Annotated in this window: 14 protein-coding genes; 7 read left to right on the top strand and 7 right to left on the bottom strand. The window is 38.8% G+C overall.

The annotated features are described in order from the left end of the window. Nucleotides 1–189 precede the first annotated feature (189 nt). The 6 genes from K1X82_11365 to K1X82_11390 form a co-directional block, all read right to left on the bottom strand. A complete protein-coding gene (locus K1X82_11365; protein ID MBX7182706.1) occupies nt 190–1,263 on the bottom strand; it encodes a glycoside hydrolase in 1,074 nt (357 codons plus the stop codon). Beyond that, nucleotides 1,260–2,192 carry a hypothetical protein gene (locus tag K1X82_11370; protein ID MBX7182707.1) on the bottom strand — a complete coding sequence of 311 codons (933 nt, stop codon included), beginning with the start codon at nt 2,190–2,192 and terminating at the stop codon, nt 1,260–1,262. Before K1X82_11370 ends, K1X82_11365 begins: the two co-directional genes overlap by 4 nt. Before the next feature lie 904 nt (nt 2,193–3,096). Further along, nucleotides 3,097–3,546, bottom strand: coding sequence for a hypothetical protein (locus tag K1X82_11375; protein MBX7182708.1), 450 nt, complete (start codon nt 3,544–3,546; stop codon nt 3,097–3,099). A 378-nt stretch (nt 3,547–3,924) separates the two neighbouring features. Next, nucleotides 3,925–5,289 carry a HAMP domain-containing histidine kinase gene (locus tag K1X82_11380; protein MBX7182709.1) on the bottom strand — a complete coding sequence of 455 codons (1,365 nt, stop codon included), beginning with the start codon at nt 5,287–5,289 and terminating at the stop codon, nt 3,925–3,927. Next, nucleotides 5,286–5,966, bottom strand: a complete 681-nt coding sequence (locus K1X82_11385; protein ID MBX7182710.1) for a response regulator transcription factor — start codon at nt 5,964–5,966, stop codon at nt 5,286–5,288. Before K1X82_11385 ends, K1X82_11380 begins: the two co-directional genes overlap by 4 nt. A 128-nt stretch (nt 5,967–6,094) precedes the next feature. Continuing rightward, a complete protein-coding gene (locus tag K1X82_11390) occupies nt 6,095–7,225 on the bottom strand; it encodes a hypothetical protein (GenBank protein MBX7182711.1) in 1,131 nt (376 codons plus the stop codon). A 34-nt stretch (nt 7,226–7,259) separates the two neighbouring features. Here K1X82_11390 and K1X82_11395 point away from each other — a divergent pair, with 34 nt between their 5' ends. Genes K1X82_11395 through K1X82_11410 form a run of 4 tightly spaced genes read left to right on the top strand, consistent with a single transcriptional unit; the run spans nt 7,260 to nt 11,943 of the window. Then, on the top strand, nt 7,260–8,495 hold the full coding sequence (locus K1X82_11395; GenBank protein MBX7182712.1) for an S-adenosylmethionine:tRNA ribosyltransferase-isomerase: 1,236 nt from the start codon (nt 7,260–7,262) through the stop codon (nt 8,493–8,495). A 25-nt stretch (nt 8,496–8,520) separates the two neighbouring features. After that, nucleotides 8,521–8,781 carry a hypothetical protein gene (locus K1X82_11400; protein MBX7182713.1) on the top strand — a complete coding sequence of 87 codons (261 nt, stop codon included), beginning with the start codon at nt 8,521–8,523 and terminating at the stop codon, nt 8,779–8,781. After that, nucleotides 8,781–11,240 carry a YfhO family protein gene (locus tag K1X82_11405; protein MBX7182714.1) on the top strand — a complete coding sequence of 820 codons (2,460 nt, stop codon included), beginning with the start codon at nt 8,781–8,783 and terminating at the stop codon, nt 11,238–11,240. The genes K1X82_11400 and K1X82_11405 overlap by 1 nt, the downstream gene beginning before the upstream one ends. Next, a complete protein-coding gene (locus K1X82_11410) occupies nt 11,227–11,943 on the top strand; it encodes a pyridoxine 5'-phosphate synthase (protein ID MBX7182715.1) in 717 nt (238 codons plus the stop codon). Before K1X82_11405 ends, K1X82_11410 begins: the two co-directional genes overlap by 14 nt. Before the next feature lie 374 nt (nt 11,944–12,317). On the opposite strand, the gene K1X82_11415 is transcribed toward K1X82_11410, so the two are convergent. Then, nucleotides 12,318–13,205, bottom strand: a complete 888-nt coding sequence (locus K1X82_11415) for a M23 family metallopeptidase (protein ID MBX7182716.1) — start codon at nt 13,203–13,205, stop codon at nt 12,318–12,320. 412 nt (nt 13,206–13,617) lie between these two features. Between K1X82_11415 and K1X82_11420 the strand changes: the two genes are divergently transcribed. The 3 genes from K1X82_11420 to K1X82_11430 all read left to right on the top strand — a co-directional run bounded on the left by K1X82_11420 (nt 13,618) and on the right by K1X82_11430 (nt 16,192). Next, on the top strand, nt 13,618–14,388 hold the full coding sequence (locus K1X82_11420; protein ID MBX7182717.1) for an alpha/beta fold hydrolase: 771 nt from the start codon (nt 13,618–13,620) through the stop codon (nt 14,386–14,388). Nucleotides 14,389–14,558: 170 nt separating this feature from the next. Then, complete coding sequence (locus K1X82_11425) at nt 14,559–15,533, top strand: histidine kinase (protein ID MBX7182718.1); 975 nt, start codon at nt 14,559–14,561, stop codon at nt 15,531–15,533. Continuing rightward, nucleotides 15,530–16,192, top strand: coding sequence for a LytTR family DNA-binding domain-containing protein (locus K1X82_11430; protein ID MBX7182719.1), 663 nt, complete (start codon nt 15,530–15,532; stop codon nt 16,190–16,192). The genes K1X82_11425 and K1X82_11430 overlap by 4 nt, the downstream gene beginning before the upstream one ends. The last annotated feature ends 88 nt before the right edge of the window (nt 16,193–16,280 follow it).

Below are 16,280 nucleotides of genomic sequence, written 5' to 3' on the forward strand. Positions count from 1 at the left end.
TTAATGCAATAAGAAACAAAATTGTCCTTAGGATATTTGCATGTGTAAGAAATGAAAAAAAGTACGAAAAAAATTTTCAGTACAATGTAAATTGAACATAGAAATCCGAAAGCGTGACCCGAACGCCAACTCCAAATGTTGGGGATTTGCATGGAATTGGGTAGGCGGAAGGGGGCCCGCCAAACCTTTTTAATAAGAAATTGTGGTAAAAACTATGCCACCATAAGGCAGAAATTTGCCCGTTTCGAAGCAGATAAGGAGTTGAGAATGGTTTAACTGAATTAAATCGCTGTAGGCCGCCTTGCCATGGAACACCGGAATGCGTTTGTACCAGGTTTGACCATTATCGCGGCTAAAGGAAAGGGTTAGGTTTTTGCGCTTCGACCGGTGATAAGGGTTAGAAAATACCATTTGATGATCGGTTAAGCTCAACACCGAGCCTTGGCAAATCGGCTCAACCAATACCGAATCGAAAGCTCCGTTGGTCCAATGCGAACCACCATCTTTACTATAACAAACTTTACGGTTGGGGAGGCGACGGTCTGAGTTACGCATATTGAGATAAAGCTCACCATTGCTGCATTCGGCCAGGGTACATTCATCGGTTTTTTGATCCGGCACATTTTCGCTACGACTCCAGGTTTTGCCTTGGTCGTCGGAAAAAATGGCGTGGCTTTGATGGATAGATGAACCACGAACCGTATGGTTGCAAGGCACAACCAAGCGTCCGGCCCAAACAGAACGCTGTAATTGAATACCGTGGACGGGACCGGTGGCATACCATTCCCAATTAGAAGGTTTAACCATAGCGGTGATGTTTCGGGGCTGATTCCACGAGTTTCCAAAATCGGTAGAAGAAAGCACAAAAACGCTGTCGTTGTCAAGGGTAGCAATTAGAAACAGGGTTTGAGTTTGGGCTTCGAAAACGGGAACCGGATTGCCGCAGGTATGATTTTGCTGGTCCCAAACGACATGCAATTTCGACCAGGTTTTACCTGAATCGGAGGAGGATTTCATGACCAAATCGATGTTTCCGTGGTCCATAAGGCTTTGTCGGCCTTCGCAAAAGGCCAGTATTATGCCGTTGGGTAACGAGAGCATTGTTGGAATTCGAAACATGGGATAGCCATCCCTGTGGTTTTTAAAAAGCCAATTTATTTTGGATTGGGCTAAGGAGGAGCCGGGATGTACAATGGACAAGGCTAAAATCCAAGTCCATACTGTTAGTTGGCATTTTAGTATGTTAGATGGTCGGGTTTTCATGGCTGTTTTTCCAAAAGAAGTTTGAAACGTAGGTTATCTTGAGGGAAAAATAGAAAATAAAGGCCATTTTCGAGTCCGGTAAGGTTGAGTACAGATGAAGAAACGGTTGTTTGCATGGCAGAAGAACCTTGCAGGGAATAAATTTGAACCGGAGTTTCGGGATGGTTTAGTAGCTGTTTAGGAAGATGAAGCCAACCGGAGCAAGGATTAGGAAAGGGTAGGGCAGAAGAGCCTGTTTCGGGTAATGAAGTAAAGGGTGGAGGAGGAAGATCGGGGCAATTGGCTTGGGCGGAAGGGTAGATGGGGACTGAGTCGATAAGGGCGCAACCCAGGTCATACATAGGACTTTCCAGATTGAGTGGAATAAGGCTAAGGAAGGAAGCCGAGCTGCCAAGGCCGTCGATAAAATACAGTTCGGTTAAGTAGGGATTTTGAGGGGTGTGAAAAATGAATTTGCGGTGAGGAAAATTATTGGAATCCCACAAGGTATCGATGTTCGTAAGCAGCAGGTGGTAGGAGAGGTTGCTGAAAAGAATGGACCAGGAAGCAGGAATGGTATCTCCGACTGATAGCGCATTCACATCGAAGAAAAGGGATTCGTTTTGGGTTTCTTTTTTGAAGATTTTACCGGATTGTTCGGCACGGAAATACCCGAGCAATCCGGAACTTCGCAGGGTGTCTATAGTTCCGTTTCCTTGCAAATTAATGATGTAATTGACGAAGTAAATAGGTGAGTAGGATTTGCCATCGAGGGTGATGTTGGTAGAAGGACCATGGAAATACACATGTTCTTCGCCTATGCTATTTTGGCTGGTGAAAGCGTAGTTCCAAAAGACTGATTCAGCATCGAGGGGAAGAGGTAGAAATTGGCCAAGGGAGCTTAGGGGGAGAAGAAGCAGGAAAAACAGGCTAAACCTAGGATGAGTCATGAAAGGAGTGAGGTATAAGGCAAGATTCGTGTGCAAAAGAAGTTAAAAATAGAGTAGGGAAGGAAACTAGGATTGGAATTTGTGGAGGGATGTTGAGGGAACAAGGGTAGGGGGGCGGGAATGGTGGAAAAGGAAAGTTCGGGCCTGGGTGAAGAATAGCCGTTTAGGGTATTGTTTAGGATGATTCTAAATAATTGTTTTGAATTCGAATGTTTAGAGAAGAAGAATTTGCAATTGGAAACCGATTCCGGAGACTGATTCTTAGGTACTTGGTATAAGTCTTAATCCTGATCCAACTATGTATTGGAAAACGGATTACAGGTATTTCAATCAGAAAACATTAGAGGAGTTGGGAGTGCAACCTGTTTATGGAAGGTAACGAAAGGAATTAACCCAAATGGTATTAGAAATGCACAAACGAATTAAGGGTTGTATTTCAATTTCTTATGAAAATTGAGAACATGCTATAATTCGGGGTACCTCCAATTAAATCAAGTAGTTCAGATTTTCAATCTTCCTATTGATTAAATTGGGTTAATTGGAAAAATACTAGCGTTTATTGCTTTGATTGCCATAGCCTTGTTACCATTTTCCGGGATTTTGATTTGGTGGTGCCAAAGAAGTAAAGTAGAATCTGAGGAATAACAAAAAAAAACCGGAACAATTTCTTGTCCCGGTTGATTGCATGTAGATTTTTTTTAATTTATATCTACATTAGTTTCGGTAAGATTTCCAGTTTCCCCTCTGTTAGTTTCTCAGCCGAAACATATCTTTAATAATACTGATGGTTTGGGTGGGAGTGGGAATTTTATTTTCCCCTGTGCCTTGTAAACTTATCACCAAAATTCACTAAAGCTAAAATTCCCTTAACCGCCTTTCTAACAATTGGCCCACCCAAATTTCATCAGTGTTTTCCTAGGTTGTCTTGTTTTATTAAATCGAATTTGCAGATATCAAGTCTTTCCTGTACACAACGCAGGGCATCAGATTTTTTTATGTTGTAATCCAATGACATTTTATGAACGATTTGATTAGAGCACTTGGCATATTCCATTTGAAATTCTAAATCGCTAAGTTGCTCGTGTTTTTTTCTGTAAATTGGCCAAACTTCATAAAAGCATTTGTAATAGGCGTTTTTGATGTTTTCTTGCTCTTCGGTTTCCTTTTTTTTAATTTGAGTTAATATTTTGTTGAGGTCTTGACTTAGGCTATGGTTTTCTTCACTTATCCTATGCAGTTTAAAAAAAAGCACAAATAGGGTAGTGGTGGAGAGTAACCCAATAAACAATTCAGTAATAAAACAATTAATGTGATTAATGTTTGAAATCAGGATGAATGCAAATGTTGAATCCATTGTTCCTAATCTTATTTCTGAAAAATTTATTTTAATAACCGATTTTAGACAGTACAAAGGAAAGACCCGGTTATATGAAGGGTATTTGAATGATATTAGAATATAATTAGAATTGCGCTTTGGAAAAAATTTTCTGATCTTTTGAAACCAGAAACAAGGTTTCCTTTGGATTTCCCAAGCTTTTTAAGATTTTCTGCAAAACAAATTTTTTAATCGTTTTACAGTTGAAACCTGGTTTCCACCCTTTAAAATAAGGTTTTCAATGAACTTTTGGTCCGCTGGTATTCCTGATTTCCAATTGATTTTTTTAGGACAGAAAAGTCCTTTTAGTTGCTCTATTTGCCAATAGAAAGAAAAAGAATGTAAGAATAACCGAACTTACAGGTGGGGTATAGAAAGTTCAACCTTAGTTCCTTCTCCTAACTTAGAATGCACAACAATTTTGCCTTTATGGATTTCCATAATTTTTTTTGTGAGAGGTAATCCAATTCCATGTCCACTTTTATTTTTTACATTTCTAGATCTGAAAAAGGGTAGGTAAAGATGTTTTAAATCTTCTTCTGAAATTCCCATTCCATTATCAGTAATGGTCATTAAAATTAGTCGGGATGAAAAGGAAATATCTAAGTGAGCTGTATTGTTTTCTGAGTATTTGCAGGCGTTTTCCAATACGTTTAATATTGCAGATTTTAATAAGTGTTCATTTCCTAGAGCCATCAGCCAGTTTTCTTCAGGAAATTCTGCGAAGTGAAGAATGACAGAATAATTGGGGTTTCGTTTCAAAAGTTCGGCACGGGCATAACCAACCAATTCATCTAGCCTTAAATGGTGGAATTCAATTTCTGTTAGATCCAGGTTTGCCTGAGCCAAGTCTAATAAACCATTAGATAGTTTGTTAAGTTGTTTAATTTCTTGTAGAAGCGAATTTAATATGGTTTTCCCTTCATCATTGATTTTAGGGCTCATCAAATTTACCTCAATTTGTCCGGTTAATGCAGTTAGCGGGGTTCGAAGTTCATGGGAGGCATGGGAAACAAAACTTCGTTGTACTTCGAATGCGGCATCAAGCCTTTCGAGCATTTTGTTGAACTTAATGGCTAATTGGGCAATTTCATCTTTGGTGTTTCCTTCATTGACTCTTAAATTTAAGTTGGAAGCGGTGATGGCATCAATTTGGGTAACTATATTTGAAATAGGTTGCAAGGTTTGTCTGGAAAAGAAAAGTCCAACCAAAATAATTAAAAGAATGGAAAAAAATACACCCAGAACCAGGATTGTTCGGAGGTAGTATAATTTAGAATAACCAAATCGGTCAACGGCAGAGGCCACTGCAATAAACTGATTGTATTTACCTTGAAAGGTAAAACCAACCATTTCTTTGTCTGGAAATTCAAGGTACAATTCCTCTTTTTCAACAATTCGATCGAGAATTGAACCTGGAACAAAATCACTTTCATTTTCTAAACTGCAATAAACCAGGTTTTTATTCAAGTCATAAATGAATACTCGCTCCTTAGGCATTGGATTTACAGCGTTTTTATCCAAAATTTGGAGTAATTCACTTGAAATCTCATCTACATCGGAAAGTAATTTCACCGAATTTAAGGCCTTATCCTTTAAACGGCCTCTGAATTCCTCCCTTCTGAAATTACCAAGAAGCGTATAAATAATGATAGAAAAAATGATGAGAATTATGGAAACAATAATCGAAAACTGTAGGGTGATTCGGGTTCTTATTCTCATAGTTTTTCCTTTAAAACATAGCCCATACCAACCTGAGTATGAATTAGTTTTGGTTCAAAATCTTTGTCAATTTTTTTTCTTAAATAGAAAATATACAAATCGATTATATTGGTACCTGTATCAAAGGAAATGTCCCAGATTTTTTCTGCAATATCTGAACGGGAAAGCACAATTCCTTTATTACGCATTAAATATTCCAACAACATAAATTCCTTGTGGGTTAGTTCAATCAATTTTCCATTTCGTTTTACCTCTTTGGTTCGGTTATCTAATTCTAAGTCGGCAATTCGTAAAATGGATTCCTGAAATGAATTGGAAGATGAGCGTTTAATCAAGGCTTTAACCCGGGCAAGTAACTCATCGAATTCAAATGGTTTTACTAAATAATCGTCGGCTCCGTAGTCGAAACCTAAAATCTTATCCTTAGTGGTACCAAGTGCAGTAAGCATTAAAATGGGGGTTTTTATTCCTTCTGATCGGATTCTTTTGCAAACTTCAAAACCATTTATAACCGGAAGGTTGATGTCTAAAATGATCAAATCAAAGGTTTCTGTTTCAGCCAAACGTAAACCAATTTGTCCGTCAAAAGCTATGCTTGTATTAAAACTATGAACTTCCAGTCCTTTAGCAATAAAATCAGCTACCTTTTGTTCGTCTTCAACTATTAATACTTTCATTGGTTCAAAAGTAAATAATCCTCTTCGAAAAACAGGGTTAAATTATATAATCAATAAACAATACCAAACATTAAAATCAACTTGTAATCCAAAATATCTGGAATTTGGAAGTAGGTTCAGCCCGGTGCTTAAAACTTAAAAGGCAGTGGAATACGGTTTAATTCCTCCCAACTTAAATCGTTTAGATGTTTGGATTGATAAAAATGGACAAATTTCAGAACAAGGAAGAGGTCAAACCAACGAAACATGCGGATAATATAGTTTTCTCGTGAATTCACATTGGCGTTTATTTCTTCCAGGTTTTTTTTCCATGCTATACTATTTAAAAATTCCCGGATGGTTGGATCAAGGGTTTCGAAATCCATGCCTAAATCCTCATTTTTTACAGCAAATTGAAGGGAGAGGTAGTTCCAGGTTGACTTCAAAAGTTCAAAAAGCAGGGGGTTGTAAAAGAGGATCTCCTTGGATTCTAAATACTTACCAATAGCTTTTCCTGTACCAAAGGGAACCCGATGACTTGGCCGTGGCGATGGAATTACACTGGTAGAGTTGATTTCTAAAAAGTTTCCCAATGGAATAATTTTATTGAGAAAATAAAAATCTTCACCAGCTTTTCTTTTATTCATTCCTCCTTGCTTTCGATAAATATCAGATCTAACAGCCATTGCCGATCCTATGGTTTGAAACGCAAAGGGATGTCCGGCCCATCGTAATCCGGCGATATAATACCTTAGGAATTGCTCGTACAAGAATATTCCTCTATAAACTTCTTGTTCAAATTCCTCCCCGTAAATTGGATGCTTAAATTCAATGGATGCTCCGGTCCAGTTTGGATGTAAGGTAAAAGCCTCTTCCAAAGCTATTAAATAATTGGGTTGCACCGTACAATCGGCATCTAAACATACGATGGGTTGATTGCTAAGATTCGATTTTTCAAGCCTTTCACAAACCCAATCCATTCCAATTTTTCGGGCTAATCCAACTCCGGCTTGTTTAGCCGGTAAATTGAATGCAGGAATTATTTCCCATTGAATCCATTTGCTTTCCTCTATTTGGGACAAGTCATGAAGTTTGTTTAAAGTTATACGATTGCGCTCCTGAACCGCAAATTCTTCTCCTTCTCCATGATTGATTACCCAAACTACTTCAACCTCAACTTCGGGTTTTTCGCAAGTAACCAGACTCATCCAAGTACGCTCCGGATAGGGTTCATCGTAGCATGGGATGACAATACTTAACTTTTTTAATTTATTTTTCATCAGCATCACAAAGTAACTGCAATACCTTCGCACTGTGAAAAAACCTTGGGAAATTTCTATACTCGATTTTACCTATGAGCTTCCTGCTGATCGAATTGCGCAGTTTCCGCTCGAAGAACGCGATCAATCCAAACTGTTATTCTATCAAGGGGAAGATATACAATCGTATCAATTTGACAAGTTGCCTGATTTGTTACCTGCGAATTCATTGGTAGTTGTCAATTCTACCAAAGTAGTCAAAGCCAGACTAATATTTAAGAATGAAAACGGAGGTAAAATTGAATTGTTTTGCCTTGAACCGGCTGAAAGTCTTCCATCTTTTGCACTCAACCAAACCGGAACATCTACCTGGAAAACAATGGTTGGTGGATTGAAAAAATGGAAACAGGATTATCTTCATTGCCCTATTCCAGGTTATCCGAATTCAATATTAAGAGCTAAGCTACAATCTTTTTCAGGAAATTTGGCAGAGGTTGAATTTTCGTGGGAACCAGGTCGTCTTACCTTTTCTGAAGTATTGGAAAACTTAGGAAATGTTCCCCTACCTCCTTATATGAAAAGGGAAGTGGAAAAATCGGATGAAGATCGGTATCAAACAACTTATAATAAGTACCCCGGTTCTGTTGCTGCCCCAACTGCCGGTTTGCATTTTACTCCACAGGTTTTAGAAAGAATTAAAGACCTGGGGCATCAAATGAATGAAGTTTGTTTACATGTTGGGGCTGGAACCTTTGCTCCGGTTAAAAGCAAAACCATGAAAGACCATCCCATGCATGCGGAATGGTTGGATGTAAGCATGGATTTTTTACTTGGTTTGAAAAAACATATTGGAAATCCGGTCATAGCTGTAGGTACTACATCGTTAAGAACCCTGGAATCGCTTTACTGGATTGGAGTTAAACTGAGCTTAGGTGAAAATTTATATGGTTCAGATTTTTTATTAAGCCAATGGGAGCCTTATGAACTTCCATCCTCCATTTCTCTGCAAGAGTCCCTCTCTGTTTTGATAAATTATCTTAAAAACACCGGGGAAAAAAAGTTGATCGGACAAACTCAAATTTTGATTGTTCCCGGATATGAATATAAAGTAGTGAATGGACTAGTGACCAATTTTCATCAACCCAATAGTACCTTGCTTTTGCTGATTGCATCTTTTGTTGGGGAAAAGTGGTCGGAAATTTACCAATATGCCCTTGCCCATCAATATCGTTTTTTAAGTTATGGAGACAGTTCATTCTTGTTAAATCGTACTTCTTCCATTGCCATGTAGTCTTTTTTTGTTCCTTTGCCATTCCATGAGCCTATTTAGAGTTATCCTGCTTCTAATTTTTGGTTGGTATATGCTGGCCATTTTTGGTAGGTATTTATTTCCTATGCTGTTACGTTATTTGATCAATTTTACTTCTGAAAAGTACGTCAAGAGTGAATTAGAAAGATTGAGGGACGAGGCAAACCAAAAACAAGGCCAGGTAGTTGTCAAGAAAAATAAAGATAAAACGTATCATTCAAAATCAGATAATGACGATGATTACGTCGATTTTGAAGAAATCAAATAATGCAGAAACCACTTAACATGAATATTAAAAAGTATCTTCCTTACGTATTAATTATTGCCGGATTTGCCATTTTGTCTCTTGGCTTTTTCTTTCCCTTGCTTCAGGGTAAAGCACTGATGCAACAAGATATCAATAATTTTAAGGGAATGAGCCAGGAAATTAAGCAGTTTAGAGAAACCTTTCACGAAGAGCCGCTTTGGACTAATTCGATGTTTGGTGGTATGCCGGCCTACCAAATCTCAACAGCTTATCCTTCCAATTGGATAGCAGGTATCAATAAGGCCTTTCTTTCTATTTTGCCTCATCCGGCAAATTACTTATTCCTTTTAATGCTAGGTTTCTTTCTAACCGGTTTGATGATTGGCGCTAATGCCTGGATTTCTGCTGCTTTGGCCGTAGGTTTTGCTTTTTCTTCTTATTCCTTAATCGTTATTGAAGCCGGACACAATTCCAAAGTTCATGCGATTGCCTATTTTGCTCCTGTTATTGGTGCTGTTATTCTAACATTTAGAGGCCGATATGTTTTGGGTGCTGTTTTAACTGCTTTGTTCCTTTCCCTTGAAATCTCAACAAACCACCTTCAAATCACCTATTACCTAATGCTTACCCTGTTGGTTTTTGGTATAGGTAAATTGATTGAAATGAGTATTCAAGGAAAAATTGCAGAGTTCCTTAAGTCTTCATTCGTATTAATCCCGGCAGTTGTTATTGCTGTATTGCCCAATCTTACAAGCTTAATGGCAACCTATGAATACGGACAATATACCATGCGAGGTAAAAGTGAACTAAAGCAGGTTGCAGCCCAATCTTCCGGACTTAATAAGGACTATGCTTTAGGATGGAGTTATGGTGTTGCTGAGACCGGTACCATTCTTATACCCAATTTCAATGGAGGAGCCTCTCAACAAGAAGTTGGTGCAAAATCTGAAATTGCCAATGCCTTGAAAGAAAATGGTGTAGGTCCCGGTCAAATCAAACAATTTATTAAAGCGGTACCAACCTATTGGGGCGATCAACCTTTTACTTCCGGCCCGGTTTACCTGGGTGCATCTATTGTATTTCTATTTGTTCTGGGCTTGTTTGCCTTAGGTGGTGCCGACCGCTGGTGGATTCTCATCGCTACCTTGCTTTCCATTGCACTCTCTTGGGGTAAAAACTGGCCTGTATTTACCGATTTCTTTTTCGATCATTTTCCGGGTTATAACAAGTTTAGAGCGGTTTCCATGACTTTGGTTATTGCTCAGGTAATGTTTCCATTTCTGGCACTTTTAATTGTAAAAAGAATAGTGGAGTCCAAACAAAGCTTTGGTGAGTGGAAAAAATACTTGCTTTGGTCACTTTACATAACCGGTGGAATTTGCTTGGTATTTATCCTGCTTCCGGGTGCCTTTTTTGATTTCGAAGTTGATTCCGATAACCAATTGCGTCAGTCGTTTCCGGAGTGGTTTATGACGGCACTAATTGCTGAAAGGGAAAGTATGTTGAGAATGGATGCCCTACGTTCCCTCGTTTTTATTGGACTTAGCTTTGGACTGATTTGGTTTTTCCTACAAAAGAAAATTAATGAAACCATCCTTTTAGCCGGTTTAGCCTTGGTGTTTTTAATCGATTTGGGAGGTGTAGATAAACGCTACATCGGAAGTGAAAACTTTGTTAGTAAATCCAAAGTTGACAAGCCTTTTCAACCCACAGAAGCCGATGAGAGAATTCTGCAAGACAAGGATCCAAACTTCCGTGTTCTTAACTTGGCTGTTAATACCTTCAACGATGCCAGCACCAGCTATTACCATAAAAGTATTGGTGGTTACCATGGCGCTAAACTAAAACGCTATCAGGAGTTGATTGATTCTTGCTTGAGTAAAAGCAACCTGGCTGTAATTAATATGTTGAATACCAAGTATGTTATTATCCGCGATAATAAATCAGGTCAACTTATTCCCCAACGAAATCCTCAGGCATGTGGAAATGCCTGGTTTGTTTCCAATGTTCAGTTGGTACCGGATGCCGATTCTGAAATTAAGGCCTTAAACGATTCTTTTGCCCCTCTTAAAACTGCTATTGTAAATGAAAAGTTCAAAGAAATGATTGGAACAGTGCCAACCGGTATTGATTCTACTGCCTCCATTAAACTAACTAACTACAAGCCCAATGACCTTAGTTATGAATACGTTTCTTCTAAAGAACAAGTAGCCGTTTTCTCTGAAATTTATTACGAAAAAGGTTGGAATGCTTATGTGGATGGACAATTGACACCACATTTCCAAACCGATTATGTTTTGCGTGGTATGAAGTTACCTGCCGGAAAACATACTGTTGAATTTAAGTTTGAACCTAAAGTATATCAAACAGGTGAGAAAATTTCATTGGCTGGAAGTGTTGTTTTGTTGTTGTTGGTGGCCGGTGGCATTTTTATGGAGGTTAAAAAGTCAGGTGGAATAAATAGCAATGACCAAGCTTAGTGTAAACATCAATAAAATTGCAACGCTTCGAAATGCTCGTGGTGGCAATGTGCCCAATGTGCTTAAGGCTGCAATGGATATTGAACGGTTTGGTGCTCAGGGAATAACTGTTCATCCACGACCGGATGAACGCCATATCCGTTACCAGGATGTGAGGGATCTCAAGTCAGCTATTCGAACCGAATTAAATGTGGAAGGTTATCCAACCGATTCATTTATTCAATTGGTATTGGAAGTGCAACCTGCTCAGGTTACCTTGGTGCCAGATCCTCCCGATGTTCTTACTTCCAATGCAGGATGGAATACCCGAAAGGAATCCGCTTTTTTACGAGAGATAATCGAAACCTTTAAATCCAAAGGTATCCGAACTTCGCTTTTTATGGATCCGGTGCCCGAGTTAATTGAATTGGCCTCGCAAACCGGTACCGATCGAATTGAATTATACACCGAAAGTTTTGCCGCTAATTACAGCCGTAACAAGGAATTGGCCATTGAACCTTATCGACATTCAGCCATCTTAGCCAATAAATTAGGATTGGGGCTTAATGCAGGACACGATTTATCGCTCGAAAATTTGGCCTATTTCTACCAAAATATACCGGGGTTGTTGGAAGTTTCCATTGGTCATGCTCTGATCTCCGACGCCTTGTATTTTGGATTGGAAAACACAGTTCAACTCTACCTAAGACAACTGCAGAATTAATGTTGTTAATGCCCATTTCTGAATAAAATTCAGTTTTTTTTCGAATTAACCGGAAGCTTGTTAAGCAAAGGGTAGGGTGTTTTTGCAATTGCTTTCTACCTTGCAAAGAAGGTAGGGCTTGCACCTCGGGCAACGATAGAGGCAAGTAGCCCACAGGACACCGACGGCGTTAGCCTAGGGGGACGAGGACTACAGCCGATAGCGTGACCCGAACGCCATGCACCAAACCTGGTTTTGGCACTTCTATATTCAGGCGGAAGGGGGCCCGCATAAACAGAAATAAATCAATACGGGTTAGAAGAAAATATAGTAAATGGGTGTTTTTAGTAACAATAACTTCTCGGAAAATGGCTCCCGGTAAGGGTTTAAGCCGACTAAAAGTTCATGTAATCCGATGGATTCAAAGGAGTTCCGTTGTACCACAACTCAAAATGCAGATGTGGTCCAGTTGTTAGTTCTCCACTGTTTCCGATAATGGCAATCGGCTCGCCAGCTTTTACCATATTTCCGGCCTTTTTTAAGAGGGTAGAATTGTGTTTATAAACTGAAAGTAAGTTGTTATCGTGTTGAATAGCAATAACATAACCGGCTTCTGAGGTCCAACCTGCAAATACTACTTTTCCGCTGAGGGTAGATTTGATATTCTCGTCTTTTGGTGCAACAATATCCACCCCGAAATGGCTATCGTTGGTATTGAATTTGGTGGTAACTACGCCTTTAATGGGAGGAAAGAAAAATACACCTGCCATTCCATTTTCACTTTTGGCATTGGGATTGTTGGCAATTACTCGTCCACCTATAAGTCGTTCTTCTTCAGCAACTTGCTTTCTCAAAGCTGAATCTTCTGCCGATTTGTTAAATGAAATATTGCCATATTTTTGGGTACTATCAGGTTTCGATAAATCGCCTTGTGGCGGCACTTGGCCTGAAATGATATAGTTTAAATTCTTGATATAAGCATCCTTGGTTCTCATTTCAGTTTCGAGCGAATCCACTTTAATGCTCATCGAATAAACGGTTCGCCGCATTCCAACATCGGCGTAACCGGGAATGTACTCTCGCAGCGGTGTAAACGCAATAATATACACCATCGACATAATCAAAAACAGGGTAAATGAGCCAAAAACCGTAATCACATTCATAGGTGAAAGGGTCAATGAGGCCTTTTCTTCAAAGGTTTCATCATTCATAATAACCAAGCGGTACTTGCTTTTTAGCCGCTTAATTAGTTTTTTCTTGTTCTTTGGATCTGGCTGTTCCATCAATTCGGCGCGAAGATACGTGCATTTTATGCATTTACCAATTGTTGCTTTGTTTCCTCGGAGGTAAAACCTGGTTCAAAATAGGTCGAAAATGCTGTTGGGCTTAGGATTGGCAAGGTAATTTTTAGGTGTTTTTGGCGGGTCCCATTCGCACCAAGTTGTGTGCAATATCAAGGTTTGGTCAAATGCTCATGGTCGGGCTATCGGCTGTAGTCCTCGGCCCACTTGGCTAACGCCGCGTGTGCCTGTGGGCTACTTGCCTCTATCCCTACCCGAAGGAACCCCAAAATGTTGTTCGTTGAACCTTATAGCTGTAATAGAAATCGTGATGTGACTTTCAACTGCAACAAAGACGAGGGGAGCCGGTTGATTTTTAGGTTCTACTCCGGTTTCAAAACCTACCTTTGCACCAATGCAACAAGAACTTCAATTGAATTACAAGGTTTATGGCGACCAAGGATTTCCATTGGTAATTATCCATGGTTTATTTGGTTCTCTGGATAATTGGGCGAGTTTGGCAAAACGTTTTTCTTCTCATTTTCAGGTATTTACCATAGATCAGCGTAACCATGGTTTAAGTCCACACACCAGCGACTTTACCATTGAATTATTGTCTAATGATTTGTTGCATTTTCTTCAACAGCAACAATTGGAGCAGGTTCATTTGCTTGGACATTCGTTGGGAGGTAAAACGGCTATGAATTTTGCGATTGAACATCCCCAGCGGGTTTCAAAAATGGTGGTTGCAGACATAGCCCCTAAGGCTTATCCCTTGCATCATCAACTTATTTTGGAGGCCTTGCATAGCTTAGATATTGGTGAAGTTAGCAGTAGGAAAGAGGCAGAAAGTATATTGTCTATGCGTATTTCAGAACCTTCCACTTTGCAGTTTTTACTTAAAAATCTTACTTGGAATTCGGAAAATAAGTTGGTTTGGAAATTTAATTTGGAATCCCTTACCAGAAATATTCAGGAGGTAGGAGCGGCACAAGCCGGAATTTGTACGGTTGAGAGTCTTTTTCTTCGTGGAGACAGGTCTGGTTATATTCAAGATTCTGATTTTGAGTCTATTTACAACCAATTCCCATTTTCTGAAATTCATACCATTCCTCAGTGCGGGCATTGGTTGCATGCCGAACAGCCGGAGCTTTTTTACAGGGAAGTGTTTGATTTTCTGGTATAAATCCCACCGTAAGTTGGGCCTGTAAGGAGGGGTGAAAATGATTCCATCGGAAAATGGAATGCCTGTTTGGTTTCAGGGACTTTTTTGGGATTTGTTTAGGTTATTAGCAGAAAAATTAAACGAATATATCCTTTGATCAAGCAAATTCATTTGGCTTTACATTTGAGCAAATGACCAAACAACAAAAACCAACGCTTGTACTGCACCTTTCGGCGTTTTTTTTGTTTTTCACTTTCTTACTCATTTACTGGGAAGATCATTCATTTGCTCCTGAAACTTTTAAACTAAGGCATTTTCAATCGGAGTTACTTTCCTGCGCCATTTTGGTGGTAATTTTTTACATAAATTACTTTGTTTTAATTCCTAACCTGTATTTCAAACGAAAGCGCTTGATACTGGTATTGAGTTACCTATTGGGTTTTTTTCTGATGGTCACATCCTGTTATCTATGGGATCCGAGCGGCAGGGTGGAGTACCTGTTTTTTTTGTTGGCCTTTCCTTTTTTAATTTCCATCACCTTATCGTCCCTTTTACGAATAAATTATTATTGGAATAGCTTTCAATCCTTTAAAAACGAATTTGCTCAAGCTAATTTTAAAGCGCAATTAAGTCCTCATTTTTGGTTCAATTCATTAAATAGTATATATGCTTTATCGTTGAGCAATTCGGAAGAAACGCCTGATGCTATTTTAATGTTGGCTAATTTATTTAGGTATTCCACTCAAGAGAATATACCTACCGAAGTGGCGCTTAAAGAGGATTTAGATTTTTTAGAAAGTTATATTCATTTGCAACGAATTCGGGTTGGTGATACGGCTTTGGTTGAGTATTCCCGAACAGGGCCTGAAGAGGAATTGAAAATAATACCGATGCTGGTATGGACCTTGGTGGATAATGCGTTTAAACATGGAGTAAGTCCTGAAATGGAATCGCCTATTAAGATTTATTTATCTACTTCTAAAAGGGTATTTTCTTTATCTATAAAAAATAGAAAAGTGTGCAATTCTTCTGCATTTACAAAGGATTCAAGTAAGAGTAGTTCAAATTTAATTCAAGTTCTGAATCTTTTTTATCCGAATTCTCATGAAATTTCTATTTTTGACAACGAGGAATTTTACGAAGTAAGTTTGAAGATTCAGTTATGAAAATTAAAGCCGTTGCATTGGATGATGAGCCACTCGCCCTTAAGGTGATCGAGGCCTATTGCAATCGACTTGATTACATTGACTTACAAAAGGTGTTTACCAAAACAGGTGATGCCATGGAATATTTGGAGAATTTTCCGGTGGATCTAATTTTTTTGGATATTAATATGCCCGCAGTTTCAGGGTTGGATTTTTACAAGCGAGTGAATCAAAATACCTTCGCCATATTTACAACTGCATACAGCGAGTTTGCAGTCGAAGGCTTTGAGCTGAGTGCTATGGACTATTTATTAAAACCATATACCTTCGAAAGATTTTCAAGAGCAACACAAAAGGTATTGGACGCCTGCCAATTGAGAACGAAAAAGGTTTTAAAGAATGAGACTTATATCTACCTCAGAGCAGATTATAGTTTGCAAAAAATAGAGCTAAGTGAGATTCAATGGATTGAAGGTTTGGATGATTATTTGAAAATTCAATTAAAGGATAAGAAACCGGTAGTGGTTCGAATGACCATGAAAGCTATTTTGGAAAAATTGCCATCTTCAGAATTTGTTCGTATACACCGTTCCTACATAGTGCCCTTTGAAAAAATTCAGCATGTTCGAAACAAAACTGTTTTTTTCCTGACTTCCGCGATTTTCCCTAAGGCCTTCTGAAAGGCTTGATTTTATTGGGGTCGATTTTTGATTTGGGTGTTAATTTGGGTGTTTTACCTTTGTTTTGTGTTTATAAGGAAACTCAAAT

It is taken from the genome of Bacteroidia bacterium, assembly GCA_019695265.1.
Taxonomy (GTDB): Bacteria; Bacteroidota; Bacteroidia; order JAIBAJ01; family JAIBAJ01; genus JAIBAJ01.